29 protein-coding genes are annotated in these 25758 nt (G+C 66.5%); 17 read left to right on the top strand and 12 right to left on the bottom strand.

The window, feature by feature from the left end; genetic code table 11:
* The 9 genes from VHB27_RS22340 to VHB27_RS22300 form a co-directional block, all read left to right on the top strand.
* On the top strand, window positions 1-733 hold a 733-nt coding region (locus tag VHB27_RS22340; RefSeq protein ID WP_325604747.1), incomplete at its 5' end, for a metallophosphoesterase family protein.
* 13 nt (window positions 734-746) lie between these two features.
* The gene (locus VHB27_RS22335) at window positions 747-1064 is read left to right on the top strand and encodes a cupredoxin domain-containing protein (protein WP_325604745.1); all 318 of its coding nucleotides are present in this window, start codon (window positions 747-749) and stop codon (window positions 1062-1064) included.
* 430 nt (window positions 1065-1494) lie between these two features.
* Complete coding sequence (locus VHB27_RS22330; RefSeq protein WP_325604743.1) at window positions 1495-1950, top strand: hypothetical protein; 456 nt, start codon at window positions 1495-1497, stop codon at window positions 1948-1950.
* Window positions 1932-2435 carry a hypothetical protein gene (locus VHB27_RS22325; RefSeq protein WP_325604741.1) on the top strand — a complete coding sequence of 168 codons (504 nt, stop codon included), beginning with the start codon at window positions 1932-1934 and terminating at the stop codon, window positions 2433-2435. Before VHB27_RS22330 ends, VHB27_RS22325 begins: the two co-directional genes overlap by 19 nt.
* 67 nt (window positions 2436-2502) lie before the next feature.
* A complete protein-coding gene (locus VHB27_RS22320) occupies window positions 2503-3675 on the top strand; it encodes an acetyl-CoA acetyltransferase (RefSeq protein ID WP_325604739.1) in 1173 nt (390 codons plus the stop codon).
* Window positions 3676-3719: 44 nt separating this feature from the next.
* Window positions 3720-5255: an acyl-CoA synthetase gene (locus VHB27_RS22315; RefSeq protein ID WP_325604737.1), complete on the top strand. Its 1536-nt coding sequence runs from the start codon at window positions 3720-3722 to the stop codon at window positions 5253-5255.
* On the top strand, window positions 5255-5617 hold the full coding sequence (locus tag VHB27_RS22310; protein ID WP_325604735.1) for a DOPA 4,5-dioxygenase family protein: 363 nt from the start codon (window positions 5255-5257) through the stop codon (window positions 5615-5617). The genes VHB27_RS22315 and VHB27_RS22310 overlap by 1 nt, the downstream gene beginning before the upstream one ends.
* 109 nt (window positions 5618-5726) lie before the next feature.
* On the top strand, window positions 5727-6902 hold the full coding sequence (locus tag VHB27_RS22305; RefSeq protein ID WP_325604733.1) for a mandelate racemase/muconate lactonizing enzyme family protein: 1176 nt from the start codon (window positions 5727-5729) through the stop codon (window positions 6900-6902).
* Window positions 6903-6918: 16 nt separating this feature from the next.
* Window positions 6919-7965: a C-terminal binding protein gene (locus tag VHB27_RS22300; protein WP_325604732.1), complete on the top strand. Its 1047-nt coding sequence runs from the start codon at window positions 6919-6921 to the stop codon at window positions 7963-7965.
* Between the two features lie 17 nt (window positions 7966-7982).
* Here the strand turns inward: VHB27_RS22300 and VHB27_RS22295 are convergent, their stop codons facing one another.
* Window positions 7983-8234 carry a hypothetical protein gene (locus VHB27_RS22295; protein WP_325604729.1) on the bottom strand — a complete coding sequence of 84 codons (252 nt, stop codon included), beginning with the start codon at window positions 8232-8234 and terminating at the stop codon, window positions 7983-7985.
* A 154-nt stretch (window positions 8235-8388) separates the two neighbouring features.
* Between VHB27_RS22295 and VHB27_RS22290 the strand changes: the two genes are divergently transcribed.
* Window positions 8389-8697 carry a putative quinol monooxygenase gene (locus VHB27_RS22290; RefSeq protein WP_325604727.1) on the top strand — a complete coding sequence of 103 codons (309 nt, stop codon included), beginning with the start codon at window positions 8389-8391 and terminating at the stop codon, window positions 8695-8697.
* A gap of 53 nt (window positions 8698-8750) precedes the next feature.
* Here VHB27_RS22290 and VHB27_RS22285 read toward each other — a convergent pair whose 3' ends face one another.
* The 6 genes from VHB27_RS22285 to VHB27_RS22260 form a co-directional block, all read right to left on the bottom strand.
* Window positions 8751-9653 carry a ParB/RepB/Spo0J family partition protein gene (locus VHB27_RS22285; RefSeq protein WP_325604725.1) on the bottom strand — a complete coding sequence of 301 codons (903 nt, stop codon included), beginning with the start codon at window positions 9651-9653 and terminating at the stop codon, window positions 8751-8753.
* Window positions 9646-10431: a ParA family protein gene (locus tag VHB27_RS22280; RefSeq protein ID WP_325604723.1), complete on the bottom strand. Its 786-nt coding sequence runs from the start codon at window positions 10429-10431 to the stop codon at window positions 9646-9648. The genes VHB27_RS22285 and VHB27_RS22280 overlap by 8 nt, the downstream gene beginning before the upstream one ends.
* Before the next feature lie 147 nt (window positions 10432-10578).
* The gene (locus tag VHB27_RS22275) at window positions 10579-11808 is read right to left on the bottom strand and encodes a CaiB/BaiF CoA transferase family protein (RefSeq protein ID WP_325604722.1); all 1230 of its coding nucleotides are present in this window, start codon (window positions 11806-11808) and stop codon (window positions 10579-10581) included.
* Between the two features lie 6 nt (window positions 11809-11814).
* Complete coding sequence (locus VHB27_RS22270; protein WP_325604720.1) at window positions 11815-13149, bottom strand: LLM class flavin-dependent oxidoreductase; 1335 nt, start codon at window positions 13147-13149, stop codon at window positions 11815-11817.
* 104 nt (window positions 13150-13253) lie between these two features.
* Window positions 13254-14498 carry a UbiH/UbiF/VisC/COQ6 family ubiquinone biosynthesis hydroxylase gene (locus VHB27_RS22265; RefSeq protein ID WP_325604718.1) on the bottom strand — a complete coding sequence of 415 codons (1245 nt, stop codon included), beginning with the start codon at window positions 14496-14498 and terminating at the stop codon, window positions 13254-13256.
* The gene (locus tag VHB27_RS22260) at window positions 14498-15115 is read right to left on the bottom strand and encodes a LysE family translocator (RefSeq protein WP_325604717.1); all 618 of its coding nucleotides are present in this window, start codon (window positions 15113-15115) and stop codon (window positions 14498-14500) included. The genes VHB27_RS22265 and VHB27_RS22260 overlap by 1 nt, the downstream gene beginning before the upstream one ends.
* 188 nt (window positions 15116-15303) lie before the next feature.
* Between VHB27_RS22260 and VHB27_RS22255 the strand changes: the two genes are divergently transcribed.
* From VHB27_RS22255 to VHB27_RS22240, 4 genes are all read left to right on the top strand, one after another.
* Window positions 15304-16050 (top strand): SIR2 family NAD-dependent protein deacylase, encoded by a 747-nt coding sequence (locus VHB27_RS22255; protein ID WP_325604715.1) that lies wholly within the window; start codon window positions 15304-15306, stop codon window positions 16048-16050.
* A gap of 43 nt (window positions 16051-16093) precedes the next feature.
* Window positions 16094-16450: a YkgJ family cysteine cluster protein gene (locus tag VHB27_RS22250; RefSeq protein ID WP_325604714.1), complete on the top strand. Its 357-nt coding sequence runs from the start codon at window positions 16094-16096 to the stop codon at window positions 16448-16450.
* 251 nt (window positions 16451-16701) lie between these two features.
* Window positions 16702-17175 (top strand): cupin domain-containing protein, encoded by a 474-nt coding sequence (locus tag VHB27_RS22245; RefSeq protein ID WP_325604713.1) that lies wholly within the window; start codon window positions 16702-16704, stop codon window positions 17173-17175.
* Window positions 17176-17220: 45 nt separating this feature from the next.
* Window positions 17221-18390, top strand: a complete 1170-nt coding sequence (locus tag VHB27_RS22240; RefSeq protein ID WP_325604711.1) for an iron-containing alcohol dehydrogenase — start codon at window positions 17221-17223, stop codon at window positions 18388-18390.
* Window positions 18391-18393: 3 nt separating this feature from the next.
* Here the strand turns inward: VHB27_RS22240 and VHB27_RS22235 are convergent, their stop codons facing one another.
* The gene (locus VHB27_RS22235) at window positions 18394-18648 is read right to left on the bottom strand and encodes a protealysin inhibitor emfourin (protein WP_325604709.1); all 255 of its coding nucleotides are present in this window, start codon (window positions 18646-18648) and stop codon (window positions 18394-18396) included.
* Between the two features lie 60 nt (window positions 18649-18708).
* Entirely contained in the window at window positions 18709-19764 is a 1056-nt protein-coding gene (locus VHB27_RS22230) for a M4 family metallopeptidase (protein ID WP_325604707.1), read from the bottom strand.
* A gap of 137 nt (window positions 19765-19901) precedes the next feature.
* Between VHB27_RS22230 and VHB27_RS22225 the strand changes: the two genes are divergently transcribed.
* On the top strand, window positions 19902-21275 hold the full coding sequence (locus tag VHB27_RS22225) for an aminotransferase (RefSeq protein WP_325604704.1): 1374 nt from the start codon (window positions 19902-19904) through the stop codon (window positions 21273-21275).
* A 43-nt stretch (window positions 21276-21318) separates the two neighbouring features.
* Here VHB27_RS22225 and VHB27_RS22220 read toward each other — a convergent pair whose 3' ends face one another.
* Window positions 21319-22233: a retroviral-like aspartic protease family protein gene (locus VHB27_RS22220; RefSeq protein ID WP_325604702.1), complete on the bottom strand. Its 915-nt coding sequence runs from the start codon at window positions 22231-22233 to the stop codon at window positions 21319-21321.
* Window positions 22234-22299: 66 nt separating this feature from the next.
* Here VHB27_RS22220 and VHB27_RS22215 point away from each other — a divergent pair, with 66 nt between their 5' ends.
* Window positions 22300-22860 (top strand): chromate transporter, encoded by a 561-nt coding sequence (locus VHB27_RS22215; protein WP_325604700.1) that lies wholly within the window; start codon window positions 22300-22302, stop codon window positions 22858-22860.
* Window positions 22857-23387 carry a chromate transporter gene (locus tag VHB27_RS22210; protein WP_325604699.1) on the top strand — a complete coding sequence of 177 codons (531 nt, stop codon included), beginning with the start codon at window positions 22857-22859 and terminating at the stop codon, window positions 23385-23387. The genes VHB27_RS22215 and VHB27_RS22210 overlap by 4 nt, the downstream gene beginning before the upstream one ends.
* A gap of 9 nt (window positions 23388-23396) precedes the next feature.
* Here VHB27_RS22210 and VHB27_RS22205 read toward each other — a convergent pair whose 3' ends face one another.
* Window positions 23397-24236 (bottom strand): DUF2189 domain-containing protein, encoded by an 840-nt coding sequence (locus VHB27_RS22205; protein ID WP_325604697.1) that lies wholly within the window; start codon window positions 24234-24236, stop codon window positions 23397-23399.
* 219 nt (window positions 24237-24455) lie between these two features.
* Window positions 24456-25415, bottom strand: a complete 960-nt coding sequence (locus VHB27_RS22200; protein ID WP_325604695.1) for a hydroxymethylglutaryl-CoA lyase — start codon at window positions 25413-25415, stop codon at window positions 24456-24458.
* Between the last annotated feature and the right edge of the window lie 343 nt (window positions 25416-25758).

Below are 25758 nucleotides of genomic sequence, written 5' to 3'. Positions count from 1 at the left end.
CAACACCAACGTCACCGCGACGTTCCAGGAGGCACTCGGCCAGGCCACCGGCAGCGGCCAAGCGCCGGCCTTCATGATTCACACCGGCGACATCACGCACCTGTCGAGACCGGAGCAGTTCGACACCGCCGCACAGCTTCTGTCGGCAACGAAACTACAGGTCTACACCGTGCCGGGCGAGCATGACGTGCTGGAGGATAACGGCAAGAGCTACCTCAACCATTACGGGAAGGGGACGAAAGGCGACGGCTGGTACAGCTTCGACGCGCATGGCGTCCACTTCGTCGGCCTGGTGAACGTGGTGAACCTGCAAGGCAACGGCCTCGGCGATCTTGGCCGCGCGCAGTTGGAGTGGCTGGAGCGGGACGTGAAGGGCCTGCCGTCCAGCACGCCGATCGTCATCTTCGCGCATGTGCCGCTGTGGATCGTGGCCGCGGACTGGGGCTGGGGCACCAAGGACGGGGCGCAGGCGCTGAGCTACCTGAAGCGCTTCGGATCGGTGACCGTGCTGAACGGGCATATCCACCAGGTGATGCAGAAGGTGGAAGGCCACGTGGCGTTCCACACCGCCCGCTCGACCGCATTTCCGCAGGGGACGCCGGGGATCGCGAAAGGCCCCGGACCGATGGCGGTACCGCCCGGGGCGCTGAAGACCTATCTGGGCACCACCCGCGTCAGCTTCGTGCGCAACACGACGCCGCTGGCGATCGTCGATACCCCGCTGATGGGCTGAAGGAGAACTTCATATGCTGCGTTTCGTGATGCCCGCCGCGCTGGCGTGCGGGCTGCTGGCGACGGCTGCGTCCTGGTCCGAGGACGCGCCGGCGATCAAGATCGACAATTTCACCTTCTCACCGGCCAAGCTGACGGTCGCGAAAGGGACGGAGGTGACCTGGACGAACCGCGACGACATCCCGCACAGCATCGTGCTGACGGGGGCGGGCGTACGGTCGAAGGCGCTGGATACGGACGGGTCGTTCTCTTACCGGTTCGACAAGGCCGGGACGTTCACCTATATCTGCGGGCTGCATCCGCAGATGCACGGGCAGGTCGTTGTCAAGTAGTATTGTTTGGTATGTTATGGGCAGGGGGCGCTGCGATGCGCCTCCCGTCCGGGCACGTCGCTTGGACGCGTCGTTCGTTTCAGAGCCGGGATCAGGGTCTCCTGATCGGAGGATTTCCTGGTTGGGAGCAAGTTTTTGACACAGATGGGCTCCGATGAACGCAGATGAACACGGATTCTGCGGCGTTACCCTTGCACTACCTCGAGGCTAAGACAAAAGTACGAGCGGCACGCCAATCTAATCCGTTCGGAATCTGCGTTATTCCGAGCCCATCTGTGTAAAATTGCTTACCATCAACCGCCCCGACACGCGGCCACGGCGCACAACAGCGCCAACGCATCCGGCAGCCAAGCGCCACGCCGGAAACGCTTGCTGAAGCGCATCGTTCTGCTCTATGTGTCCCGCCACGTTGGGTGGAATGGTGCGGAGCATGCCGACGCAGAACATCGGATCACTGGACCTGTCGCCGAAAGCCAAGAAGGCGGCGGAGGAGCTTCTCAAGAAATTCCCGGACATCCAGTTCACCAGCGGCCGGCGCGGCCTGAAGGACCAGGCGCGCGCCATGAGCCAGAACGTGGTCAAGAACCGGAAATGGATCGAGCAGACCTATACCAAGTCAAAGGCCAGCCAGGCCTGCCAGAAATGGGTCGACGACCACCCGGAAGCGACCAAGGCCGGCGATATCGAGGCGGGATTGTCCAAGACGCTGAAGGACCTGGGCCCGGCCGCCGGGCAGATCTCCAAGCACCTGACCGGCGACGCGTTCGACGTCCAGCCCGTCAGCAAGAACGCCAAGGAGATCAAAGATTACATCCGAAAGCTTCCCGGCGTCGGGAAGTTCCTCGAGAAGGAAGGCGGGCTGGTCCGGTGGCACGTTCAATTCTGATCGCCTGCCTGCTGGCGGCCCTGTGGACCATGCCCGCAGCCGCCAGGGAGCTTTGTCCCGGCTCGGACATCGCCCCGACCGCCATGGCCTCGCCGCTCTACCGGCTGCTGGTCGCCCGCTATGGCACGCCCAGCGACTGCCACGAAGCCAAACAGGGCGATAACCAGGACCTGACCATCAGCTTCAAGGGCGGCGCGCAGCTCACCTGGTCGGTCAATCCGACGATCGAATACAGCCGCCAGGACGCCACTCTGCCGCCCGGGACGAAGCCGCTCCTGCTCCCCGAGGCGGTCAAGGCGCTGCGAGCCACCGAAACCGACGCCACCGGCGACAAGGGCTGTCGGATCGCGTGGTCAAAGCTCTCCGCCAAGGATGTCCGAGCGAATGGGGAAACGGAGGCGTCGGGGGCTGTTTGCAATTGCAAGGCCCGTATCACCCGCCAGAACAGCGCGGTCGTGAAGCTGGGGTTCAGCTCCGCCTGCTGATTGCCGTGTCCCCTCCCCAGGGTCGCGGTAATCGGCTATCCTCCTGGGAGAGACCCAGGAGGAGCACATGACCGAAGCCTGCATCGTTGGCTGGGCGCATTCGCCATTCGGCAAGCTGGAAGACCCCGATATCGAGTCCCTGATCGGTCGCGTCGCCGGCGCCGCCATCGCCGATGCCGGGATCGAACCGCACGACATCGAGGCAAGCTTCATCTCCCTGTTCAACAACGGGTTTTCCGACCAGGACTTCCCCGCGTCGCTGATCCTGCAGCACGTGCCGGAGCTGCGGTTCAGGCCGATCACGCGGTATGAGAACGCCTGCGCCTCCGGCTCCGCCGCCGTGCATGGCGCACGCGATTTCCTGCTGTCCGGCCGCGGCCGCTTCGCCCTGGTGGTCGGCGTCGAGAAGATGACCGCGACCCCCGGCAAGGAGGTCGGCGATATCCTGCTGAAAGCCAGCTACAAGAAGGAGGAAGCCGACATCCCCGCCGGTTTCGCCGGCGTGTTCGGTCGCATCGCGGAGAAGTACTTCCAGCGCTACGGCGACCAGTCCGATGCCCTGGCGGCGATCGCCGCCAAGAACCACAAGAACGGCGTCGACAACCCCTATGCCCAGATGCGCAAGGACCTGGGCTTCGATTTCTGTCGCACCGTCAGCGAGAAGAACCCCTATGTCGCCCCACCGCTGAAGCGGACCGACTGCTCGCTGGTCTCGGACGGCGCGGTGGCGCTGATCATGGCGGACGAGGAAACGGCGCGCAGCATGGGCAAGGCCGTGCGCTTCAAGGCCGCGGTCCAGGTCAACGACTTCCTGCCGATCAGCAAGCGCGACATCACCGGCTTCGAGGGCGCGGCACTGGCCTGGAAGCAGGCGCTGTCGAAGGCGGGCAACGACCTGCTGGACCTGTCCTTCGTCGAAAGCCATGACTGCTTCACCATCGCCGAACTCATCGAATACGAGGCAATGGGCCTGACCGCGCCGGGCCAGGGAGCGAAGGCGGTCCTGGAAGGCTGGACCAAGAAGGACGGCAAGCTGCCGGTCAACCCGTCCGGCGGGCTGAAGGCCAAAGGTCATCCGATCGGCGCGACCGGGGTGTCGATGCACGCGATCGCCGCGATGCAGTTGACCGGTACCGCGCCGGAAGGGATGCAATTGCCGAAAGCCGACCTGGGCGGCGTGTTCAACATGGGCGGCGCGGCGGTCGCCAACTACGTGTCGATCCTGGAGCCGCTGCGGTAAGCATCCCTCTTTCCTGACATGTCGGCGGCGTGGAGGCCTCGCGCATGATCCCCACCAGCAACCTGGCGCATCTTCTGCTGCAGGCCGCCCGCCGCTTTCCCGACCGTCCGGCGATCGTCTGGCGTGAGCGCGTCTGGACCTGGGCCGATTTCCGCGGCCGGGTCCAGGCCGCCGCCGGGGCACTGCTGGCCGAGGGCGTGCAACCGGGCGACCGCGTCCTGCTGCATGCCCGCAACGCGAACACGGTGCTGGAGACGATGTTCGCGTCCTGGATGATCGGCGCCGTCTGGGTGCCGACCAATTTCCGCCTGTCGCCGCCCGAGGTCGCGTACCTGGCGCAATCCTCCGGCGCCGCGGTGCATATCTTCGATCCGGCCTTCCCCGAACACGCCGCCGCCGCCAAAGCCGCAAACCCCGCCTGCCGGCTGGAGATCAGCCTGACCGGCGACTGGGAAGCGATGTGCGACCACCCCGACCCGATCCACATCCCGGTGGACGTCGACCGCGACCATCCGGCGTGGTTCTTCTACACCTCGGGCACCACGGGACGGCCGAAAGCGGGTGTGCTGACGCATGGCCAGATGGAATATGTCGTCTGCAACCATCTCTGCGACCTGATGCCCGGCACGACCGAGGATGACGCATCGCTGGTCGTGGCCCCCCTGTCGCATGGCGCCGGCATTCACGCCCTGCCGCAGATCGCCCGCGGCGCACCCACCATCCTGCTGTCCGGCGAGCGGCTGGATTGCGAGGAGGCCTGGGCTCTGGTCGAGCAATACCGCGTCACCAACATGTTCACCGTGCCGACGATCCTGACCATGCTGACGAAGCATGACGCGGTCGATCGTTACGATCACAGCTCCCTGCGCTATGTGATCTATGCCGGTGCGCCGATGTACCGCGCCGACCAGGTGCACGCGCTGACCAAGCTGGGCAAGGTGCTGGTGCAGTATTTCGGCCTGGGCGAGGTCACCGGCAACATCACCGTGCTGCCGCCGCACCTGCACAGTCTCGTTGACAGCGAAACCAAGGTCGGAAGCTGCGGCATTCCCCGCACGGGCATGCAGATCGCCATCCTGAACGATGCCGGCGAACCGCTGCCCCCCGGCGCCACCGGCGAAATCTGCGTGCGGGGACCCGGCGTCTTCGCCGGCTACCACGACAACCCCGAGGCCAACGCCAAGGCCTTTGCCCACGGCTGGTTCCATACCGGCGACCTGGGCCACCTGGACGAGGAAGGCTTCCTGTTCATCACCGGCAGGGCGTCGGACATGTACATCTCCGGCGGCTCCAACGTCTATCCGCGGGAGATCGAGGAAGCCTTGCTTCTGCACCCTTCGATCCGGGAAGCCTGCGTCGTCGGCGTTCCGCATGAGAAATGGGGGGAAACCGGGGTCGGCGTGCTGGTGCTGGAAGACGGCGCGTCCGTCACGGATGCCGATCTGTTGGCGCATCTGGACGGACGGCTGGCGAAATACAAATGGCCGACACGCTTCGTGTTCTGGAACGAATTGCCGAAATCGGGCTACGGCAAGGTAACCAAGCGCGACGTGAAGCGCCTGTTGCAGGAGGCCGGATGATGCAAGCCGATCCTATCGATCCCGCTCGGATCGTCGACTATCACGCACATATTTACTACGATCCCGAAACGCGCGAAACCGCCGCCCGCCTGCGCGACTGGATCGCGGCCCGGTGGCCCGATGTGCGGCTGGGCCGCTGGCACGATGTCCCGGTCGGGCCACATCCGACCGCGATGTATCAGTTGGCGTTTCCCGCCTCGCTGTTCCCCGAGGTCGCGCCGTTCATCATGATGAACCGGATGGGCCTGACCGTCCTGCTGCATCCGGAATCGGGCCGCCCGCGCGATGATCACACCTTGCACGCGACCTGGATGGGAGAGGTGTTGCCGCTCAAAACCGAGATTCTGCGGGAAACCGGCTGATCCGGACGGCCTTGCGGCGACTCCTCGGCCGTGCTTGGCTCCCGCGCAACGCAGCGACCCGTCCTCGCCATAGCGCGGAAAGCGGACACGAAGGGCCAAGGAGGAAACGATGAAGATCACCGCTGTCGAAACCCTCCGTGCCGACGCGGGCTGGCGGATGTTCTCCTTCCTGAAGGTGATGACCGACGACGGGATCGTCGGCTGGTCGGAGTTCAACGAAAGTTTCGGCAGCGTCGGCCTCGCCGACGTCATCCAGGGCCTGTCGCCGATCCTGGTCGGCAAGGACCCCCGCCGGTTCGAGCAGGTGACCCAGCATCTGCATGTCCTGACCCGGCAGTCGCGCGGGGGCTTGAACCAGCAGGCGATCGCGGCGATCGAGAACGCATTGCTCGATATTGCCGGCAAAGCCTACGGCGTCCCGGTCGCCGCCCTGTTCGGCGGCCCGATCCGCGAACGGATCCCGGTCTACTGGTCGCATTTCGCCACCTACCGTGTCCGTAGCGCCGCCCTGATGGGCGTGCCGGACCTGCGCAACTACGACGACCTCGCCAAGCACGCGCGGGAGGTGCGGGACCGGGGCTTCAAGGCGCTGAAGACGAATATCCTGCCGTTCGCGGACGGGAAGCTGTCATCCTATGTCCCGGGCTTCGGCCGCACGGCGGGATGGCCGGAGTTGAACTGGGACAACCGGCTGACGCGGGGCGTGACCGAACAGTTGTCGATCATCCGCGAGGCTGTCGGGCCGGAGATGGGGATTCATCTCGATACGAACTTCAACTTCAAGACCGAAGGCTACAAGCGGATCGCCGACGCGGTCGCGCCGATCAACCTGACCTGGCTGGAGATCGATACGCACGACCCGCCCGCCCTGGCCGAGATCAAGCGCATGGCGCCCTGCCCCATCGCGTCCTGCGAGACGCTGCACGGCCGGCGGGAGTTCAAGCCCTACCTGGATCTCTACGCGACCGACGTCGCCATCGTCGACGTCATCTGGAACGGCTTGCTGGAATCGGCCAAGATCGCAGCGATGTGCGATGTCTATGAAATCAACTGCGCCCCGCACAATTTCTACGGCCATCTGTGCAGCGCGATATCAGCCACCTTCGCGGCCATCGTGCCGAACTTCCGGGTGATGGAGATCGATATCGACAGCGCCCCGTGGCGGGATGAATTCTACACATCCGTCCCGACGATCGAGAACGGCGAATACGTCCTGTCCCTGGCGCCGGGATGGGGCATGGACGTCAACGAGAAGGCCGTCAGGGCACGGCCGCCGAAACTGTGACCAAGGAGGATATGGCGTGGCCAAATTCAAGATCGCGACCCCAGCCGGGGCCAGCTTCACCACCGCCGGCGGCGGATACGATTACGAAATGGAAGCGCTGGCGGGGATGGACGCTGCCATCGTCGAAGGCCCAGCCGACGAGGATGGCTTCATTGCCTTCGCCAAGGACGCCGACGCCGTCTATGCCAAGGGCATGCGCTTCACAAGGAAGGTCGTCGAGGGCTTGCCGGCGAAATGCCGAGCGATCGTGCTGGGAAGCGTCGGGGTGGACAGCGTGGATGTGGTGGCGGCCACGGCGCGCGGCCTGCCGGTGACCAACTGCCCCGACACGTTCATCGAGGAAGTCGCCGACCACGCGATGACGCTGCTGCTGTCCTGTTTCCGCCGCGTCATCGAGCAGGACAAGATGGTGCGTGAAGGCCGCTGGCGCGAAGGCCGCCCCGCGCTGCTGCAGATTCCCCGGATGATGGGCCAGACCCTGGGCCTGATCGCGTTCGGCCATGTCGCCCGCGCCGTCGCCAAGCGTGCCAAGCCGTTCGGCCTTCGTATCATCGCATACGATCCGTTCATCGAGGAACTCACGATGGTCGAGCACGGCGTCTTGCCGGCGACGCTGGAGGAAGTCCTATCGCAGTCCGATTTCGTCTCGATGCACGCGCCCGCGACGCCGGAGGCCGAGGGCATGCTGATGGAGAAGCACTTCAAGCTGATGAAGAAGACCGCGATCTTCATCAATACCGGCCGTGGCCCGACCGTGCAGGAAGTCGGGCTGATCAAGGCGCTGGAGGAGAAGTGGATCGCTTACGCCGGTCTCGATGTGCTGGAGACCGAACCGCCAGGCGACAACAACCCGCTGCTGAAGATGGACAACGTCATCCTCTCCGCCCACACGGCCTCCGCCTCCGCTCGGTTTGATCCGGCCAGGAAACGACATGTCGGGCGTGAATTGTCGCTGGTGCTCAACGGCAAATGGCCGATGAGCTGCGTCAACCCCGCGGTGCTGATGAAGTCGGACCTGCGGCGCTGGCAGCCAGTGTCGATGGAGCGTGGCCCGAATAGCTGATCCGGAACGGGGTGCGCTCAGATCAGGAACATGCGCACCCCGCCCACGATCGCCAGCCCCAGGCCGATGACGCCGACCACGATGCTGGAATATGGCGGCAGCAGGCTGAGCACGCCCAGGGACAGGAAGGCAACGGCTATGATCACCGTCGCCGCCGCCAGCAGGAAGCTGGGATTGGCCATCGAAGCGGCATTCTCGCGGGCATAAAATCGCAGGATGAAACACAGGAACGCGAAAACGAACGGTGCGAGAATGAATGTATGGGACATGTGTGACGCGATCCTTCCGCTGACGCCGCCGAGGTTCGGGCGCCGGCCCGGATAAGACACAAGCGGACGGATTTCGTCCATGCGACCTCTTCGCGCCCCGCCGTCCCTGACGCATCATGACAGGCGGAGCGATCCAACCAAGGAGCAGTGCATCATGATACACGTCGTTGCCGTCATCACCGCCAAGCCAGGCCAGCGCGGCAAGATCCTGGAAGCCTTCCACGCCAACATGCCGGCCGTGCACGCCGAGGACGGATGCATCGAATACGGTCCGGCGACCGACGCCGAGGGGGTGGGTCCGTTCCAGACCAAATACGGCGACGACACCTTCGTGGTGATCGAGAAATGGGCGTCGCTGGACCATCTGAAAGCGCATGCGGCATCGCCGCACATGCAGGCCTATGGCGCCAAGACCAAGGACATGATCGCCAGTCGCGTGATCCACGTCCTGTCGCCGGCCTGAGACCGAACAACATCCCGCGCGTGGCACCCGGCCCCAAAGGGGCCGGTCAGGCCCTACTCAGCCGTCTCCGCGGCCTCGATCGGAGAACGCCGCGCCGACAGGCGGTCGATCAGTTCCTCAAGCTGCCGGGCATCGCGGAACTGGATACTGATTTCGCCGCCGCCGGTGCGGTTGATGCTGACGCTGACGCGGCTGCCGACCTGCTCCGTCGCGCGGTTCTCAAGCTCTTTCAGATCCAACCGTTCCGGCTTCACCGCCCGTGCCGCACCGCGCGCGGCGACCGCCTTGGCGACCAGCGTTTCCGTCTGGCGCACCGACATGCCGCGCTTGGTGATCTGTTCCGCCAGGGCGACCGGATCCGGCGCATTCAGCAAGGCGCGGGCGTGGCCCGAGGTCAGCGTGCCGACCCGAAGTTCCCGCTTGATCACGTCCGGCAGGCGCAGCAGGCGGATCGTGTTGCCGATATGGCTGCGCGACTTGCTGACGGCGTGACCCAGCGCTTCCTGCGTCAGGCCGAAATCGTCCAGCAGGCGCTGATAGCCCTCGGCCTCTTCCAGCGGGTTCAGGTCCTGGCGCTGCAGGTTCTCGACCAGGGCGACGACGGCCGCGTCGCTGTCGTCCATGTCACGCAGCAAGGTCGGGATTTCGGTCAGCCCGGCCAGGCCGGCGGCCCGGAACCGCCGTTCGCCGGCGATGATCTGATAGCGGTCCGGTTCGGTCGGATGCCGGCGCACCAGGATCGGCTGCAGCACGCCCTGCACCTTGATCGAATCCGTCAGGCTCTCCAGCTCCTGCGGATCGAAATCCATCCGCGGCTGGAACGGATTGGTGTCGATCTGATCGATCGGAACGTTGGCGACGGTGCTCCGGCGATCCTCGTCCGAATGCCCTGCCGCGTCACCCAGCAGGGCGGCGAGGCCACGGCCTAATCGGGGTGGAGAATTCTTGCTAGCCATCGACACGAACCTGTTCCGGAAGTGACATTTTCTCTTTCGTGGCGATCTCGGCGGCAAGGGCCGTATAGGCCATCGCGCCCGGTGACCGCGCATCATACTGCAAGACGGGGAGCCCGTGGCTCGGCGCTTCGGACACCCTGACGTTGCGTGGGATCACGGTGTCGAACACCCAATCGCCGAAGTGGTCACGTGCATCCTTTTCGACAAGTCCGGACAGGCTGTTGCGCCGGTCGAACATCGTCAGCAGGATCCCCGACAGCCGCAGCTTGGGATTGAACTTGCGCCTGACCGCCTCGATCGTGTGCATCAACCCGCTGATGCCTTCAAGTGCGTAGAATTCGCACTGCAGGGGCACGATGACGCCATCCGCCGCCACCAGCGCATTCAAGGTCAGCAGTTGCAGGCCGGGCGGACAGTCGATCAGCACGACCTCATAACGCCGCAGGTCCGGGAGCCTCTCCAGCGCGCGACGCAGCCGGAACTCCCGCGCGTCCTCGTTCACCAGCTCGATCTCGGCGCCGGCGAGATCGCGATCGGACGCGATGATGGATAGCTTCTCCACCGGCGTCCGCCGCACCGCCATACGGTCGAGCGTGCCGCGGAGCAGCAGCTTGTACGTGCCGGCGAAGCGTTCGGTACGCGGAACGCCCAGGCCGGTGGAGGCATTGCCCTGGGGGTCGATGTCGATCAGCAGCACCGAAAACCCCGACACCGCGAGCGCGGCGGCAAGGTTGATCGCGGTCGTCGTTTTCCCGACACCACCCTTCTGGTTCGCCACCGCAAGGATGAGTCGGTTTCGGCCTCGCTCCACTCCAGCGGAGGGAGCGGTCGCATCCCCGGTTGTCCTAACCATGGATTTTACCGCAGATCGTCAAGAGTCGGGAAGGGTATGCGCAAGCTGCCGGTCCGACCCCGCCGCGCGGGGCTATCCGACGACCACGCCGTTCGCCAGAAGCCCGTCGATTTCCGCCGGCCCATATCCGGCTTCCTCCAGCACCTGACGCGAATGTTCGCCCATCTTGGGGGACTGGAAACGCACGCCCGGTCGGTCCCGGTCCGGCCCGAACTCGATGGGCAGGGCCGGAAGACCGACCTTCTTGCCCTCCGACCCGCCGGTGCGGGAGATGAAGACGTCCAAAAGCCCGCCGGTCGCCAGCAGGTGCGGGTCGGTGAACAGGTCCCCCGGTTGCCCGACCGGCGCCCAGGACACGTTGGCCCGCTCGCAGCGCGCCTCCACCTCTTTCTGCGGGATCGCCTCGATCACCGCCTGCAACGCCGGGATCAGCCATTCCCGCTCTGCCAGGCGCTGGATGTTGGTGGCCAGGCGCGGATCGGCGGCGAGCGCCTGCAGGCTGAACTCCTCGACGAAGCGGCTCCATTGCTGGTCGGAGGTGACGCCGATGAACAACTGCCCCGGGTTCCCTTGTCCGTCGCCGGCGGTCTTGAACACCTCATAGATCGCCCAGGCGCCGCGGCGGGCCGGCATCGGGCGGGCTTCCAGGCCCGTGGCGGCCATGCCGGCCATGTGGGTGCTCATCAGGAACGCGGCACTCTCGAACAAGGCGCTGCCGACCCGCTGGCCCTTGCCGGTGATGTCCCGCTCGCGCAGCGCCGCCTGCACGGCGATGACGCCGAAGACAGCCCCCATGATGTCGATGACCGAGGCGCCCGCGCGCAGCGGCCGGCCGATCGGGCCGGTCATGAACGCCAGGCCGGTCTGGAACTGCACGACCTCGTCCAGCGCCGGCCGATGCTCGTATGGGCCGGCGAGGTAGCCCTTCAGCGCCAGGAAGATCAGGCGGTCGTTCAGCGGCGCGAGCTGCTCCCACCCGCAGCCCAGGCGTTCGATGGTGCCGGGTCCGTAATTCTCCAGCACCACGTCGACGGAGGGGGCCAGGCGGTGGATGATGGCCTGGCCCTCGGGCTTCTTCAGGTCGACGCACAGGCTGCGCTTGTTGCGGCTGAACGCGGCGAAGAAGCCGGCCGCGAACCCACCCAGGCCGCGGGTATGGTCGCCCTTGGGCGCGGGTTCCACCTTGATCACGTCCGCGCCCAGCTCCGCCAGGATCAACCCCGCCGTCGGTCCCATCACCGTGTGACTGAATTCCAGGACTTTCAGGCCAGCCAAGGGGGTGGCGCGTTGCGTGGCGGACATCGGCGTTCAGTCTTCCGGGAAAAAGCGGTTCCTGGGGCGAGGCAGATCCAGATGGTCGCGCAAAGTCGTGCCCTCATATTCCGTCCTGAACAAGCCCCGGCGCTGCAGCTCCGGCACCACGCGGTCGACGAACTCGTCCAATCCCCCCGGCACATACGGGAACATCACGTTGAAACCATCCGCCGCTCGGGTTTCCAGCCATTCCTCCATCTCGTCGGCGATGGATTGCGGCGTGCCGGTGAAGGCGTTGCCGCCATAGCCGCCGGCGATCTGCGCAAGCTGGCGGACGGTCAGGTTTTCCCGCTTCGCCCGGTCGATGATGCGCTGGCGGCCGGATTTGGACTGGTTGGTCTCGGGGATGTCCTCCGGCAGCGGACCGTCGAGGTCGAATTTCGACGCATCCACGCCCAGCGCGATCGACAGGGAGCCGATGCCGCTGTCGGGATGGACGAGGCTGTCCAGCAAGGCACGCTTCTTCCGCGCCTCTTCCACCGTATCGCCGACGACGACCAGGGCGCCGGGCAGGATCTTGACGTGGTCGGGGTTCCGGCCGGCCGCCTGGGCGCGGGCCTTGATGTCGGCGTAATAGGCGCGCGCGGCCTCGATCGGGCCGCCGGCGGCGAACACCATCTCGGCGATCTCGGCCGCCACCTGGCGTCCGGCATCCGATGCACCGGCCTGCACGATGACCGGCCAGCCCTGGATCGGGCGGGCGACGTTCAACGGGCCGCGGACGCGGAAATGCTCGCCCTTGTGGTCGAGGACGTGCATGCGGGCCGGATCGAAATAGACGTTGTTCTCGACGTCGCGGATGAAGGCGTCGTCGGCCCAGGAGTCCCACAGGCCGGTGACGACGTCGTAGAACTCCCGCCCGCGCTCATAGCGCTCGCCGTGCTCCATATGCTCGTCCAGGCCGAAATTCAGCGCCGCGTCGGGGTTGGAGGTGGTCACGAGGTTCCAGCCAGACCGGCCGTTGGAGATGTGGTCGAGCGAGGCGAACTTGCGGGCGACGTGGTACGGGTCGTTGAACGTGGTGGAGGCGGTGGCGATCAGCCCCAGCCGTTCGGTGACGGCCGCCAGCGCCGGCAGCAGCGTCAGCGGGTCGAAGGAGGTGGTGGTGGCGCTGCGCATCAGCGCGTTCATCGGCATGTTCAGCAGCGCCAGGTGGTCGGCCATGAAGAAGGCGTCGAACTTCCCGGCTTCGAGTTTCTGCGCCAGGCGGGCGATCTGCTTGAAATTGAAGTTGGCGTCGGGGACGGACCCCGGATAGCGCCACCACGCCGTGTGGATACTGACGGGCCGCATGAAAGCGCCGAGGTGGAGCTGGCGTCGATCGGGCATCGGGGATCTCCCGCTGATTGTGTTGACGGGAATGTAGTGCGGTCCGGAAGATGCGGAAGATCAGGACACCACGCCGGAGAGGATCGTCACCGCGCCCCGTCGTGCTATTCGGCCCCTGCCGCGTGCAGCCCCATCGCGCTGCGCATGAAGAACCGCTTCAGCGCCGGCGTCCGGTGCACCGCCGCGATCCCCAGGTCCCGCGCCAGTCGCACCGCCGGCCGGTCCGAGCTGAACAGCCGGTCCAGCGCATCCGTGGCCGCCAGCATCGTCAGGTTGTCGCCTCGCCGCGCCCGCTGGTAGCGCGCCAGCAACGCGGGGGCGCCCAGGTCCTCGCCGGCCTCGTGCGCCTCGATCAGCAATCCGGCCAGCGCCGTCGCGTCGCGGAACCCCAGGTTGAGCCCCTGGCCCGCGATCGGATGGATGCCATGCGCCGCGTCCCCCGCCAGCGCCAGGCGCGTATCGGTATAGCGCTGCACCAGCATGGCCGAGAGCGGATAGCTCCAGCGCCGGCCGATCGGCCGCACCGTGCCGAGGTAATCCCCTATCCGCCGCCGGATCTCGGTCGCGAACCGCGCATCGTCCAGCCGCAGAATCGTTTCGGCGACCTTGGTGCGCTCCGTCCAGACCACCGCCGAGACATGCGGCGCGCCGCCGGGGATGGCATCGGGACTGGCGGGCATCGGCAGCACGGCGAACGGGCCGCCGGGCAGGAAATGCTCCAGCGCCACGCCGTTATGCGGCAATTCGTGGCTGATGGCGCAGACCATGCCGGTCTGGCCATACGGAATCCGCGCCACGCCGATGCCGGCGGACTGGCGCAGCGACGACTGGCGGCCTTCGGCACCGATGACCAACTGGCAGCGCAGGACCGGGCCGCCGTCGATCCGGATTTCAGCCGCGTCGTCGGAGCGGACGACCTCGGTGGAGACGGGGGCGAAGACATGCAGGTCCGGCAGCGCGTGCAGATGCGCGTTCAGCGCGCGGCGGAGCGACCGAGCCTCGACCATCCAGCCGAACGGGGTGTCGCCGGCCTCGGTGTGGTCGAAATGCAGGAACAGCCGTGACGCCCGGCGGCCCACGCGCCCGTCGCTGACGCGGATATCCAGGATCGGGCAGGTCGGGTCGGGCAGCTTGTCCCAGACCCCCGCCTGGTCCAGCAGCGGCCGCATCGCCGCGCTGATCGCATAGGCACGGCCGTCATAAGCCGGATGCTCCATCGGCGGCAGCGGCGCGCGGTCGATGACGGCGACCCGCAAGCCCGCGGTGGCCAGCCGGCAGGCCAGCGCGCCTCCGACCGGGCCCGCGCCCATGATCGCGACGTCGACGGCGATCGTCGGGGCGTTCGTCATTACTTGCGTCCGGCAAATGCCAGGATCGCCCCGGCCCCCATCAGGAAACCGCCCGAGATCCGGTTCCTCACGCGCCCGGAACGGCCCAAGATGCCCCGCGCCCGGTCCGCCAGCATGACCCAGCCGCCATCGACGACCACCGCCAGCGTCACGAAGGTCACCGACAGCATCATGACCTGGAACCCGATATGGCCGTTGGCGACGATGAATTGCGGGAAGAAGACGGCATAGAAGAACAGCGTCTTGGGATTGGTGAGCGACACGAACAGCGCGCGCAGATAGATCGACCGCGCCGGCGCCGGCCGCGCCCGCGCGGTCGAAAGGTCGACGGCAGGGGCGCGCCACTGCCGGATGCCCAGGTAAAAGAGATACGCCACGCCGACCCAGCGCAGCCACTCGAACCAGACGCCCATTTCGCCCAGCAGCGCCGTCATCCCGAGGCCCGTGAGGCAGAGCTGCACCGCCATCGCCGACGTCGTGCCGGCAATGGTCAGGAAACCGTAACGAGGGCCATAGGCCACGCTGTTCGCGATGATCAGCGCGACATTCGGGCCCGGCGTCAGCATCAGCAACGTCACGGCCAGGACAAAAGTGAGGAACAGGGCTGGGTCCATCATGACGTGACATTGCCATGGCGTCCCATCCCCCCGCAACCGCGCTAGGAGCAATGGAGAGCGGACGATAGGGGGCATCATCACGGGGGCATTGCGACGTTGCGGGGCGAAGGGTTATGTGGTGGCTCGCGAGATTCCTTCGACCGTTCCCTCAACGCCGCCAGAAGGGCGCCAAAGCACCGGACGCACCGATGGACTTCGAACAGACCCAGCTCGCCCGGATGATCGAGGCGGCCGAACGCGTCGCGATCTTCACAGGCGCCGGGATCAGCACCGAATCCGGCATCCCCGATTTCCGCGGCCCTGGCGGCACATGGACCAGGCAGCGGCCGATCGATTTCTCGGACTTCCTGCGCTCCGACGCCGCCCGGCGGGAAACCTGGCGGCGCCGGTTCGAGATGGAGGAAACCCTGCGTCGCGCCGCGCCCAACCGGGGCCACCGCGCGGTCGCCGAACTGGTGCGCAGCGGCAAGTGCCCCGCCGTCATCACGCAGAACATAGACGGCCTGCACCAGGACTCGGGCATCCCCGACGACAAGGTGATCGAGCTGCACGGCAACACCACCTACGCCACCTGCCTGGAGTGCGGCTCCCGCTACGAGATCGAGGCGCTGCGCGTCGATTTCGAGACCGATAAGATCGTCCCCCATTGCGCCTGCGGCGGCTGGGTCAAGACCGCGACCGTCTCCTTTGGCCAGGCAATGCCGGTGGAGGCGATGCGCCGCGCGGAGCGGGAGACCCTGCTGGCCGACCTGTTCATCGCCATCGGCTCCTCGCTGGTGGTCTATCCCGCGGCCGGATTCCCGGAACTGGCGAAACGCAACGGCGCGGCGCTGGTGATCCTGAACATGCAGGAAACCGGGCTCGACAGTGTCGCGGACCTGGTTATCCGCCAACCGATCGGGGAAATGCTGGGGGACGTCGTCGGCGTCGAATAGCCTCCTGTTGCTCGACGCGCCGGCACCCGCCAAACATACCGGAATGGTTTCGCACGAACGCCTCGACTGCCTGAAATGCCCCGCCCTCTGCTGCCGCATGGCCGGCTATGTGCGCGTCAGCCGCGACGACATCCGCCGCCTCGCCAAGCACCTGAAGATCACCGTGCCGGAATTCGAACGGCGGCACATCAAGGAGATCACCCGCAAGGGCGAGAAGCGCATCAAGGAAGGCTACAAGACCTGCCAGTTCCTCGATGAAAACCACATGTGCTCGGTCTACGAAGCGCGGCCGCATGACTGCCGGGGCTATGTCTGCTGGAACCAGCCGGATGAGACCGTCTACGGCTACGCCGTCTTCCTGCAGACCGGCATCGCCAGGCTGCGCGACCAGGAAGGCTAGCGGATACCCGCCGAAAAGCAGAAAACCCCAGGCAAAACCTGGGGTTTTCACATTGTTGTGACCGTTTTTGCCGGCCGGTGTTTCAGGCCGACGGTTTGGCGCCGGCGATCCAGGTCATGGCAAATGAGGCCACCGAACAATGAGACACAGGATCACCTCCTTTCAGTTGTTGACGACTCGCGGCAGTCTGCGCCCCATCGGGGCGCTTGGCAAAGGAATTCGATAGCCACCCCCGCCGCCGAGGGAGTGTCATGCCGAAGATCGAGATCGCGGCCGTACCGAAGATCCGGGGGACCGGATACCCGCCGCAATTCAACGCACCCTGCGCCGACCGCATCCGCCAGCGGCTGGGAAACGCCGGCGGGTTGGCCGATTTCGGGGTCAACCTCATGCACCTGCCTCCGGGCAACTGGTCGAGCCAGCGGCATTGGCATTCCCACGAGGATGAATTCGTCTTCGTGCTGGAAGGCGAGCTGACATTGGTCGAGGACGGCGGGGAGACGGTGCTGCGCGCCGGCGACTGCGCCGCCTTTCCCAAAGGCTCCGGCAACGGCCACCATATGATCAACCGGTCGGCCGCGCCGGCGGTCTATCTGGAGGTAGGCTCACGCTCCCCCGAAGATCTGACCACCTGCTCCGACATCGACATGATGAGCGCGGCGGCCGATGGCCGGTTCGTGCACAAGGACGGCACGCCCTACGAGCCCGAGGCGCCCCTTCCCTGACCGGCTGGCCTCGGCCATCCTGCGGCGACAAGCAGGGAGGCGACGATGACCCGAGGCATCCACCGTTATCCGCCGATGGAACGCGTGATCTACGGCATCCCGCTCGCCGAGGCGCTGGCCGAGGAGATCGCCCGCCTCGACGCCAAGGCGGTCTATGTCATGGCCAGCGGCACGCTGAACCGGACGACGGACGTGGTCCAGTCCGTCCGCGACGTGCTGGGCAACCGGATGGCCGGGCTGTGCGACAAGATCGCCTCCCACACGCCGCGGATCGACGTGGTCAAGGCGGCGAACGAGGCGCGGGCGGCGAAGGCGGACCTGGTCCTGACGGTCGGCGGCGGGTCGGTCACCGACGCCGCCAAGATGGTGGGAATCTGCCTGGGCAACGACATCAGCGAACCCGAACAGCTCGACACGCTGAAAGCCGTCATCACCCCCGAGGGCAAGACGCGCCGCCCGCCGACCAAGGCGCCGACCGTCCGCTCCGTCGACGTGCCGACGACGCTGTCGGCCGGCGAGTTCACCGCGATGGCCGGCTGCACCGACACGGTGCGCAACATCAAGGAATCCTATGCGCATCCGCTGATGATGCCGCAGACGGTGATCCTCGACCCGGCCGTCGCCGTCCACACGCCGGAATGGCTGTTCCTGTCGACCGGCATCCGCGCGGTGGACCACGCGGTGGAGGATCTCTGTTCGATCAACCCGACCCCGTTCTCGGACGGGATGTCGCTGCAGGCGTTGCGGCTTCTGTCTTCCGGCCTGCCGGCGGTGAAGAACGACCCCGCCGACCTGGATGCGCGGCTGAACTGCCAGTTGGGTGCCTGGATGTCGATCATGGGGTCGCAGAACGGCGTCACCAAGGGCGCCAGCCACGGCATCGGCCATGTGCTGGGCGGCACCGCCCATGTGCCGCATGGCTATACGTCCTGCGTGATGCTCCCGCACGTGCTGCGGTTCAACGAACCGGTGAACGCCGAACGGCAGAGATGGGTGGCGGAGGCGCTGGGGAAGCCGGACGGGTCGGCGGCGGACGCCGTGGCGGCGCTGATCGCGGGCCTGGGGCTGCCGGGTACGCTGCGCGACGTGGGGGTCAAGCCGGACCAGTTGGACGAGATCGCGGTCAACTCGATGCATGACCGCTGGGTGCATACCAACCCGCGCAAGATCGAAGGGCCGGCGACGGTTCGCATGCTGCTCGACGCAGCCTGGTAAGGGTCAGGGCAGCAGCTTGCGCAGCGGATCGGGCACGGCGTGGCCGGCGACGGCGACGGAGCGGCCGGGATGCGCCCCCTCATCCAGTTCGAACGTATAGACGAAGCCGTCGGGCGTATGGACAGGCGGTTCCTGCCGTTTCGCGAGGAAGGTCTCCAGCGCGCTCTGCGTCAAGGCATCCAGGTCCTGGAGCGGCACCGTCCGGGTCTTGGGCGTTCGGGCCATCAGCCCGCCGTAGCGTCTGATCGTCAACGGCATCGGCGTACCTCCTGCTGGGATTGCCGGTAAATGGAGGTTCGGGACGAGAATTTAAATGCATCAAGCCAGCGTCGTCGCCTGCACCCCGACATCCGCCCAGGCCTGGCGGACCACGTCGCGGGTCGCGGTGGAGAAGAAGTCGCGCGCAACCGAGATCGTTTCATTGGCGCATTTCACGAAATCCACGTCGCCTTGCAGCCGCTGGGTCAGCGTCACGTACCAGATCTTCGCCGCCTCTTCCCAGGACGGCTTGCCCAGCCGGGTCGCCGCCAGGAAAAAAGCATGGTTCGGGATGCCGGAGTTGGTGTGAACCCCGCCATAGTCATGCATGAAATCATTCGGGAGCTGGTGGTAGTCTTTCATGTGCGCCGGCTGCGTATCCGCCGGATTTGCCGTCCCCGGCGCCTTCAGCGACCGCAAGGCGCCGCCCGCCAGCAACAGCCCTTCGCCGACCAGCCAGTTCGCCGCCGTGGGGTCCGCCTGCTTCTCATGCCATTGCCGGATGACGACACCCAGCACGTCGGAGAAATGCTCGTTCAGCGCGCCCGCCTGGCCCTCATACGGCAGGCCGGCGGAATTCTGCGTCACGCCATGCGTCAATTCATGCGCCACGACATCCAGGCATCGGGTGGTGCGGCCCAGCAGGTCCCCGCCATCGCCGTAGACCATCTGCTGCCCGTTCCACAGCGCGTTGTCGTAGCCTTCGCCGTTCTCCGAGTAATGAACCGACGACACGATGGTCATGCCTCGCCCGTCGACGGAATTGCGGTTCATGACCGTGTTGTAGAAGTCCCAGGTGACGCCCGCGAAGTCATAGGCTTCCTGCGCCGCGGCATCGGTGCATTCGGGGGCGCCTTCCTGCATCAGCAGTTGCGCGCTCAGATCGGTGCTGATCTGGCAATCGAACACCCGGCGCTTCTTGACCGGGGCGGCGGCTGTGGGGGCCGCCGCGACGTTCAGGGTGGACGACAGGCTGGACCGCACGGCCTGGACGCGGCGCAGCGACGCCAGCACCGCCAGCGCCCGCCGCCGCTGGTGTTCGTCCCCGATCTCCATCAGCTTGTACAGCAGCGACGGCGGCATGATCGCACAGATCGGACAGCCGGTTTGGGACATGCCTCTCTCCCCCAAGGCAGTATCCCGCCAGTCTACCAGGGGCCTTCCCGAAGCGGAACGTTATCATGGGAGTTCGCTCTCGACCCCGCCGGATTTTGGGGGTTACATGGGCGGATGAACCCGGCGAAGGACGCAGCATGACCTATCTGGCCCCCAACTCCATCCAGGCCCGCGACATCGCGACGATCGTCCACCCGCAGACCAACCTGGCCAAGCATATCGAGCAGGGGCCGCTGGTCATCGAGGGCGGCCAAGGCTGCTACGTGACCGACGATAACGGCAAGGAATACCTGGATACCGCCGCCGGCCTGTGGTGCGCCTCGCTGGGCTATGCCTCCGAACGGCTGGCGAAGGTGGCTTACGAGCAGATGCGGAAACTCGGATACTACCACCTGTACCGCGGCACCACGCTGGAACCGGGGGTCGACCTGGCCGAGAAACTGCTGTCGATCGCACCCGTCCCGATGTCGAAAGTGCTGTTTCAGTGCTCGGGATCGGAAGCGAACGATACGGCACTGAAATTGGTCTGGTATTACCATCATGCCATCGGCAAGCCGGAGAAGCGCAAGATCATCGGCCGGAAGATGGGCTATCACGGCAGCACCACGGCCTCCATCAGCGCGTCGGGCAAGGCCGACATGCATGCCGATTTCGGCCTGCCCATCCCCGGCTTCCTGCATACCGAATATCCGCACTACTACCGTCACCACACCGACGGCGAGTCGGAGGAGCAGTTCGCGACGCGCCTTGCCGACGCGCTGGAACAGTTGATCCTGCGCGAAGGCCCCGAGACCTGCGCCGCCTTCATCGCCGAACCCGTCATGGGCGCCGGCGGCGGCCTGACCCCGCCGCGCACGTATTGGGAGAAGATGCAGGCAGTCGTGCGCAAATACGACATGCTGTTCATCGCCGACGAGGTCATCTGCGGGTTCGGTCGGACGGGAAACATGTGGGGCTGCCAGACCTATGACCTGCAACCCGACATGATCTCCTGCGCCAAGGCGCTGTCGGCGGGGATGCAGCCGATCTCGGCGCTGATGGTCAACCAGCGCCTGTTCGACGCCATGCTGGACGAATCGCGCAAGCTGGGGAACTTCGCCCATGGCTTCACCTATGCCGGCCATCCGGTGACGACAGCCGTTGCGATGGAAACCTTACGTATCTACGAAGAGACCGACATCATCGGCCACATTCGGACCGTCGGCCCGTATATGCAAAAGCAGCTCGGCAGCCTCCTCGAACATCCGCTGGTGGGTGACGTCCGCGGCGTCGGACTGCTGACCGGCATCGAGCTGGTCGCCGACAAGGCAACACGGAAATCCTTCGATCCAGCCATCGGACTTGGCGCAAAGGTCGACAAGCACGCCCGTGAGCATGGGCTGATTACACGCTTCGTCGGCGACCGCATCGCGTTCTCCCCGCCGCTGATCATTACGGAGGCGGAGATCGATGCCGCAGTCAGCCGCATCCGCGCGGCGCTGGATGACGCGTATGCCGAGGTGCGGGGGTAACGCCTGCTTGTCATGACCGGCCTTGTGCCGGTCATGACAGAGGTCAACGCACGAACACCTGCCGCGTCGCGTACGAAATCCAGACCTCCCGGCCCGCCAGCCAGTCCATCCCCAACAACAGGTCGACGATCGGGACCAGGTGGACCGGCGCGACCCAGATCTCGGGCTGCGCATCGACCTTCCCCGCGACGGACAGCGCGCCGAACCGGTGCCGCCGCATCACCACGGACCTCGGCCCCACCCCGCTGACCACGTCGCTCGGATCGTCCGCCACGGTGGCGACCGTCAGCCCCATGCGGAACATGCCCGGTGCGGCCAGAAGGCTCGACGATGCGCCGGTGTCCAGCAGGGCGCGCAACGGCCGCCCGTCCAACACCACCGGCAGGATCACCGCGCCGCCCATCGCCAGCGTCGCCGGCATCGCCGCGTAGGGCCCATGCCAGGGCAGGAACCGGCCAGCACAGTCATGCACGGTCTCCAACCCCAACGTCCGGTGGACCGTGTCCAGGTCCAGGTCGAACACCGACAGGAAATCCCGCCCCAGCAGCCCGTCCGCGACAGTCAGCGGGACCCCGCGCAATGTCGGCGTCACCACCAGGCTGGTGTCGTGGTTGAGCGTGTTCCGTACCAGCGCGACGCCGCCCAGCGACAGCGACCGAGGCAGTGCATTCGGCCGGCTGTTCACGCCGCCGACCCCGCCCATGGTCGTCCCCACCCATTTGTCCCGAGGCAGCCCCAGCCGCGCCGCCGCCGCTTCGGACACGACGGTGCGCTCCGCCCCGGTATCAAGGATGAACCGGGCCGGCTGTCCATCCACCATCACCGTCACCAGCGGCGTGCGCCCGGCCAGCGTGACCGGCACCGACGCCAGCAACTCGACATGGCAGGCCGCGGCGAATGCCGGCACCGAAAAACCCAGAAAGATCCCGAGACCGCGAAGAACGACGCGCCGCACCATCCTGCCCTCATCATTTCGGTCCACGCGCGATTGTCGAAACCGCACCGGCCGTCTAACCATCACATCATGTCCGAAACGCGCCCCCCGGAAACCCGACCCGACCCGTCCGTCTTCGACCTGTTCCTTGGCTTTTTCATCGTTGGCGTCTGCGGCTTCGGCGGCGTGCTCCCCTGGGCCCGGCGGATGATCGTCGAGCAGCGAAAATGGCTCACCCCGACGGAGTTCACCGAGATGCTGGGACTGTGCCAGTTTCTGCCGGGCGGCAACATCATGAACGTCACCATCGCCCTCGGCTCGCGGTTCCGCGGCATACCGGGCGCGATCGCCGCGATCGTCGGGCTGATGGCCGCGCCGGTGGCGATCGTCATCTGCCTGGGCGCGGTCTACGACCAATACGCGGGCTTTCCGCCGGTCCGCCGAGCGTTCGTGGCATTGGCGGCGGCGGCGGCAGGGTTCCTGTTGGCGATGTCATGGAAGATCGTTGCGCCGCTGCGGGCCAATCCCTGGGCGGTGGGGATCGCGGTCTGCACGTTCGTCGCCATCGCCGTGGTGCGGCTGCCAATGGTCATGGCCATGCCGGTCTTGGCGATCGGCTCGACGCTGATCCTGTGGCGGGTCCGCGCATGACGGGCTTTCTGCTGATCGACCTGGCCATCGTCTTCGGGCAGTTGTCGCTGCTCGCGTTCGGCGGCGCCAATTCCGTCATCCCCGAGATGCAGCGCCAGGTGGTCGACGTGCATCACTGGATGACGCCGCACGATTTCGCGGCGCTGTATGCGCTGGCGCAGGCGGCGCCGGGTCCGAACATGATGGTGGTCAGCCTGGTCGGCTGGCGGGTCGGCGGCGTGGCCGGTGCGCTGGTGACGACGACCGCGGTGCTGCTGCCGTCGTCGATCCTGACGCTGGGGGTGGCGGGAGTCTGGTACCGCTTCAAGGACGCCGACTGGCGCAAGGCGATCCAGGCCGGACTGCAGCCCGTCACCGCCGGGCTGATCATGGCGAGCGCGGCACTGCTGATCGTCAGCACGACCGTGGATTGGCAGGCGGGCCTGGTCACCCTGATCGCCGCCGGGCTGTTCCTGCGGAGCAAGCTGCACCCACTGCTGATCCTGGCCGTGGCCGCCGCGGCCGGCGCCGTCGGGCTGGTCGGTTGACCCCTCCCGTCAGCGTCCCACCGTCCGCCGGTAAAGGTGCCAGGTCGCGTGGCCGAACACCGGCAGCACGACGATCAACCCCAGCAGCAGCGGCAGGCTCGCCAGCGCCAGCCCGCCCGCCAGGATCGCGCCCCACGCCATCATCACCACCGGATTCCGCCGCACTGCGCGGACCGAGGTCCGGATCGCGGTCTCCAGCGTCACCGGCTGATCCAGCAGCAGCGGGAACGACACGACGCTGATGCAGAACGCGACCAGGGCGATCAGGAAGCCGACGCCGATCCCGATCGCCGCCATCGCCCAGCCCGCCGAGGTCAACAGGATGTCGTGCCCGAAGGCGCCGATCGACACGGGCGGCTTCGGTCCCAGCGTCTCCATGTAGACCAGTTGCGACAGCACCAGCCAGAACACGAACATCCCCGCCAGCACGAGGCCCAGCAGGAGGATCGCCCCGAACGAGGGGGATTGCAGCACGTCGAACGCGTTGCCCCAGCCGGTCGGCAACCCGCGTTCGCGGCGGCGGCTCATTTCATTCAGGCCGACGCCGAACAGGGGGCCGAGGAGCGCGAAGCCGGACGCGAGGGGGAACACCAGCGGCAGCATGTCGTGACCCAGAGCGGCACGGGCCATAAGCAGCCCGGCGATCGGATAGATCAGGCACAGCAGGACGACATCCGAGCGCGCGGCCTGGAAATCCTGCCAACCCAGCCGCAGGGAATCGCCGATATCGTGCAGGGAAATCCGTCGCACCGCGGGCGGTGCGGCCTCGGTCCATGCGGTGTCCGCGGTGCGCGCCTGGAAGGTCCGGCCCAGGACATCGAGGCTCCAGCCTGGAGGCGTCTTGATCATCGTGCATCCTCCCGAATCGTTGTTCGCGAGGATATCCCTTCGTCACGCGCGGATTAGCCGAGGTCGCCGCCTGACGAGCAGGATCGCCGTCGCGTGACCCGAGGATGCGCCCGCGAGGGAACAAATGAAATCACGATCGCGCGATGCATCCCCTCGCGGGACGCGGACGGCCGGGACGAGCCCGGCCATGCCGGGAAGGGCCGCCGCGTCCGGCTGTCGCTATGCCGCCTTGCGGCGGAAGGCGTCCAGGCTGCCGGCGTGGATCAGTTCGCTGGGCAGCTGGTGACCGACGATCTCCTCGGCCAGGCGGCCGACTTCGATCAGGTTGTCGAGGTCGACGCCGGTCTCGATGCCCATTTCCTCGCAGAGCAGCACCAGCTCTTCGGTGCAGATATTGCCCGCTGCCTTGGGCTGGCCGGCGAAGGGGCAGCCGCCCAGGCCGCCGACGGTCGAGTCGAACTGGGCGATGCCCAGCTTGATCGCCGAATGCGCGTTGGCCACCGCCATGCCGCGCGTGTCGTGCAGGTGCAGCGCGATCGGCATGTCGGGCCATTTCTCCCGCACCGCGCCGATCGTCCGCTCGATCCGCGGCGGGATCGCCCAGCCCATCGTGTCGGCCAGCGAGAAGATCTCGATCTTCGCACCGGTTTCCTCGGCGATCGCCATGCCGTCACGCAACGTGCGCACCACGTCGGCGGGGGTGATGTCGCCCTGGTAGTTGCAACCGAAAGCAGCCATCACGCCGATGCGGTTCACCGGGACGCCCTTGGAGAGTTGGAACGCGGAGTGCTTCTTCATCGCCTCCACATTCTCCTGGTGGGTGCGATGCAGGTTCTTCTGGGTGAAGCCCTCGGACGCGGTCAGGGAGATCGCGCCGGTGACCGTCAGCTTGCCCCGGAACGCCAGTGCGCGGTCGAGGCCGTTGCCGTTGAAGAACAGGCCCGTGTAGGTGACGCCTGCCCGCGGCTTGAAACCCTCGATCACCGCCTCGGCGTCGGCCCAGCCGGGGACCAGACGGGTGTTGACGAAGCTGCAGGCCTGGATGTGGTGCAGGCCGGTGTCGGACAGCGCCTCGATCAGCTTGATCTTGTTGGCGGTCGGAATCGGGCCCGGCTCGATCTGGAAGCCTTCGCGCGGGCCTTCCTCATGGATTTCAACGAACTTGGGCAGGTCGGACATGGCACGTTCCTCAACACAGGGGTCCCGGAAGCGGGATTTCAATCGGCGTGGCGGGCAGTTTTAGTCCCCGGCGCGGCGCTGGCAAGCTGGCAGGCGGGTACTCGGGGATCTATCGGCCGGGGAGGTATTCCGCCTCCGCTCCGCCGAACCAGGGCGGCATGGCGATCGCCGCCGGCGCCCCTGGCCCCTGGCCCCTGCCCCTGCCCCTGGGCAGGGAACCGGAATGCCGCACCGGCCGGGATGGTCGGACACGGGCCGGCCCGCTGCCGAAGTGGCGGCGGTGGGCCGGGGTGCGACCCCCGCCACGGGACGCGAATGCAGTAGAATGGAGGATCGACCAAAA

The organism is Rhodopila sp. (assembly GCF_035548235.1).
In the GTDB taxonomy this organism is placed as follows: domain Bacteria; phylum Pseudomonadota; class Alphaproteobacteria; order Acetobacterales; family Acetobacteraceae; genus Rhodopila.
The sequence above is the reverse complement of the archived record's forward strand: the minus strand, read 5'-3'. Positions and strand labels throughout refer to the sequence as shown.

What these genes read in the sequence shown, in the direction of transcription:
- VHB27_RS22260 (WP_325604717.1), bottom strand. Translation starts at nt 15,115, where the DNA reads ATGATGGACCCAGCCCTGTTCCTCACTTTTGTCCTGGCCGTGACGTTG.
- VHB27_RS22230 (WP_325604707.1), bottom strand. Translation starts at nt 19,764, where the DNA reads ATGTCCCAAACCGGCTGTCCGATCTGTGCGATCATGCCGCCGTCGCTG.
- VHB27_RS22205 (WP_325604697.1), bottom strand. Translation starts at nt 24,236, where the DNA reads ATGATCAAGACGCCTCCAGGCTGGAGCCTCGATGTCCTGGGCCGGACC.
- VHB27_RS22295 (WP_325604729.1), bottom strand. Translation starts at nt 8,234, where the DNA reads ATGTCCCATACATTCATTCTCGCACCGTTCGTTTTCGCGTTCCTGTGT.
- VHB27_RS22290 (WP_325604727.1), top strand. Translation starts at nt 8,389, where the DNA reads ATGATACACGTCGTTGCCGTCATCACCGCCAAGCCAGGCCAGCGCGGC.
- VHB27_RS22245 (WP_325604713.1), top strand. Translation starts at nt 16,702, where the DNA reads ATGCCGAAGATCGAGATCGCGGCCGTACCGAAGATCCGGGGGACCGGA.
- VHB27_RS22215 (WP_325604700.1), top strand. Translation starts at nt 22,300, where the DNA reads ATGTCCGAAACGCGCCCCCCGGAAACCCGACCCGACCCGTCCGTCTTC.
- VHB27_RS22235 (WP_325604709.1), bottom strand. Translation starts at nt 18,648, where the DNA reads ATGCCGTTGACGATCAGACGCTACGGCGGGCTGATGGCCCGAACGCCC.
- VHB27_RS22265 (WP_325604718.1), bottom strand. Translation starts at nt 14,498, where the DNA reads ATGACGAACGCCCCGACGATCGCCGTCGACGTCGCGATCATGGGCGCG.
- VHB27_RS22255 (WP_325604715.1), top strand. Translation starts at nt 15,304, where the DNA reads ATGGACTTCGAACAGACCCAGCTCGCCCGGATGATCGAGGCGGCCGAA.
- VHB27_RS22210 (WP_325604699.1), top strand. Translation starts at nt 22,857, where the DNA reads ATGACGGGCTTTCTGCTGATCGACCTGGCCATCGTCTTCGGGCAGTTG.
- VHB27_RS22285 (WP_325604725.1), bottom strand. Translation starts at nt 9,653, where the DNA reads ATGGCTAGCAAGAATTCTCCACCCCGATTAGGCCGTGGCCTCGCCGCC.
- VHB27_RS22305 (WP_325604733.1), top strand. Translation starts at nt 5,727, where the DNA reads ATGAAGATCACCGCTGTCGAAACCCTCCGTGCCGACGCGGGCTGGCGG.
- VHB27_RS22225 (WP_325604704.1), top strand. Translation starts at nt 19,902, where the DNA reads ATGACCTATCTGGCCCCCAACTCCATCCAGGCCCGCGACATCGCGACG.
- VHB27_RS22270 (WP_325604720.1), bottom strand. Translation starts at nt 13,149, where the DNA reads ATGCCCGATCGACGCCAGCTCCACCTCGGCGCTTTCATGCGGCCCGTC.
- VHB27_RS22220 (WP_325604702.1), bottom strand. Translation starts at nt 22,233, where the DNA reads ATGGTGCGGCGCGTCGTTCTTCGCGGTCTCGGGATCTTTCTGGGTTTT.
- VHB27_RS22275 (WP_325604722.1), bottom strand. Translation starts at nt 11,808, where the DNA reads ATGTCCGCCACGCAACGCGCCACCCCCTTGGCTGGCCTGAAAGTCCTG.
- VHB27_RS22335 (WP_325604745.1), top strand. Translation starts at nt 747, where the DNA reads ATGCTGCGTTTCGTGATGCCCGCCGCGCTGGCGTGCGGGCTGCTGGCG.
- VHB27_RS22330 (WP_325604743.1), top strand. Translation starts at nt 1,495, where the DNA reads ATGCCGACGCAGAACATCGGATCACTGGACCTGTCGCCGAAAGCCAAG.
- VHB27_RS22310 (WP_325604735.1), top strand. Translation starts at nt 5,255, where the DNA reads ATGCAAGCCGATCCTATCGATCCCGCTCGGATCGTCGACTATCACGCA.
- VHB27_RS22200 (WP_325604695.1), bottom strand. Translation starts at nt 25,415, where the DNA reads ATGTCCGACCTGCCCAAGTTCGTTGAAATCCATGAGGAAGGCCCGCGC.
- VHB27_RS22250 (WP_325604714.1), top strand. Translation starts at nt 16,094, where the DNA reads ATGGTTTCGCACGAACGCCTCGACTGCCTGAAATGCCCCGCCCTCTGC.
- VHB27_RS22320 (WP_325604739.1), top strand. Translation starts at nt 2,503, where the DNA reads ATGACCGAAGCCTGCATCGTTGGCTGGGCGCATTCGCCATTCGGCAAG.
- VHB27_RS22315 (WP_325604737.1), top strand. Translation starts at nt 3,720, where the DNA reads ATGATCCCCACCAGCAACCTGGCGCATCTTCTGCTGCAGGCCGCCCGC.
- VHB27_RS22240 (WP_325604711.1), top strand. Translation starts at nt 17,221, where the DNA reads ATGACCCGAGGCATCCACCGTTATCCGCCGATGGAACGCGTGATCTAC.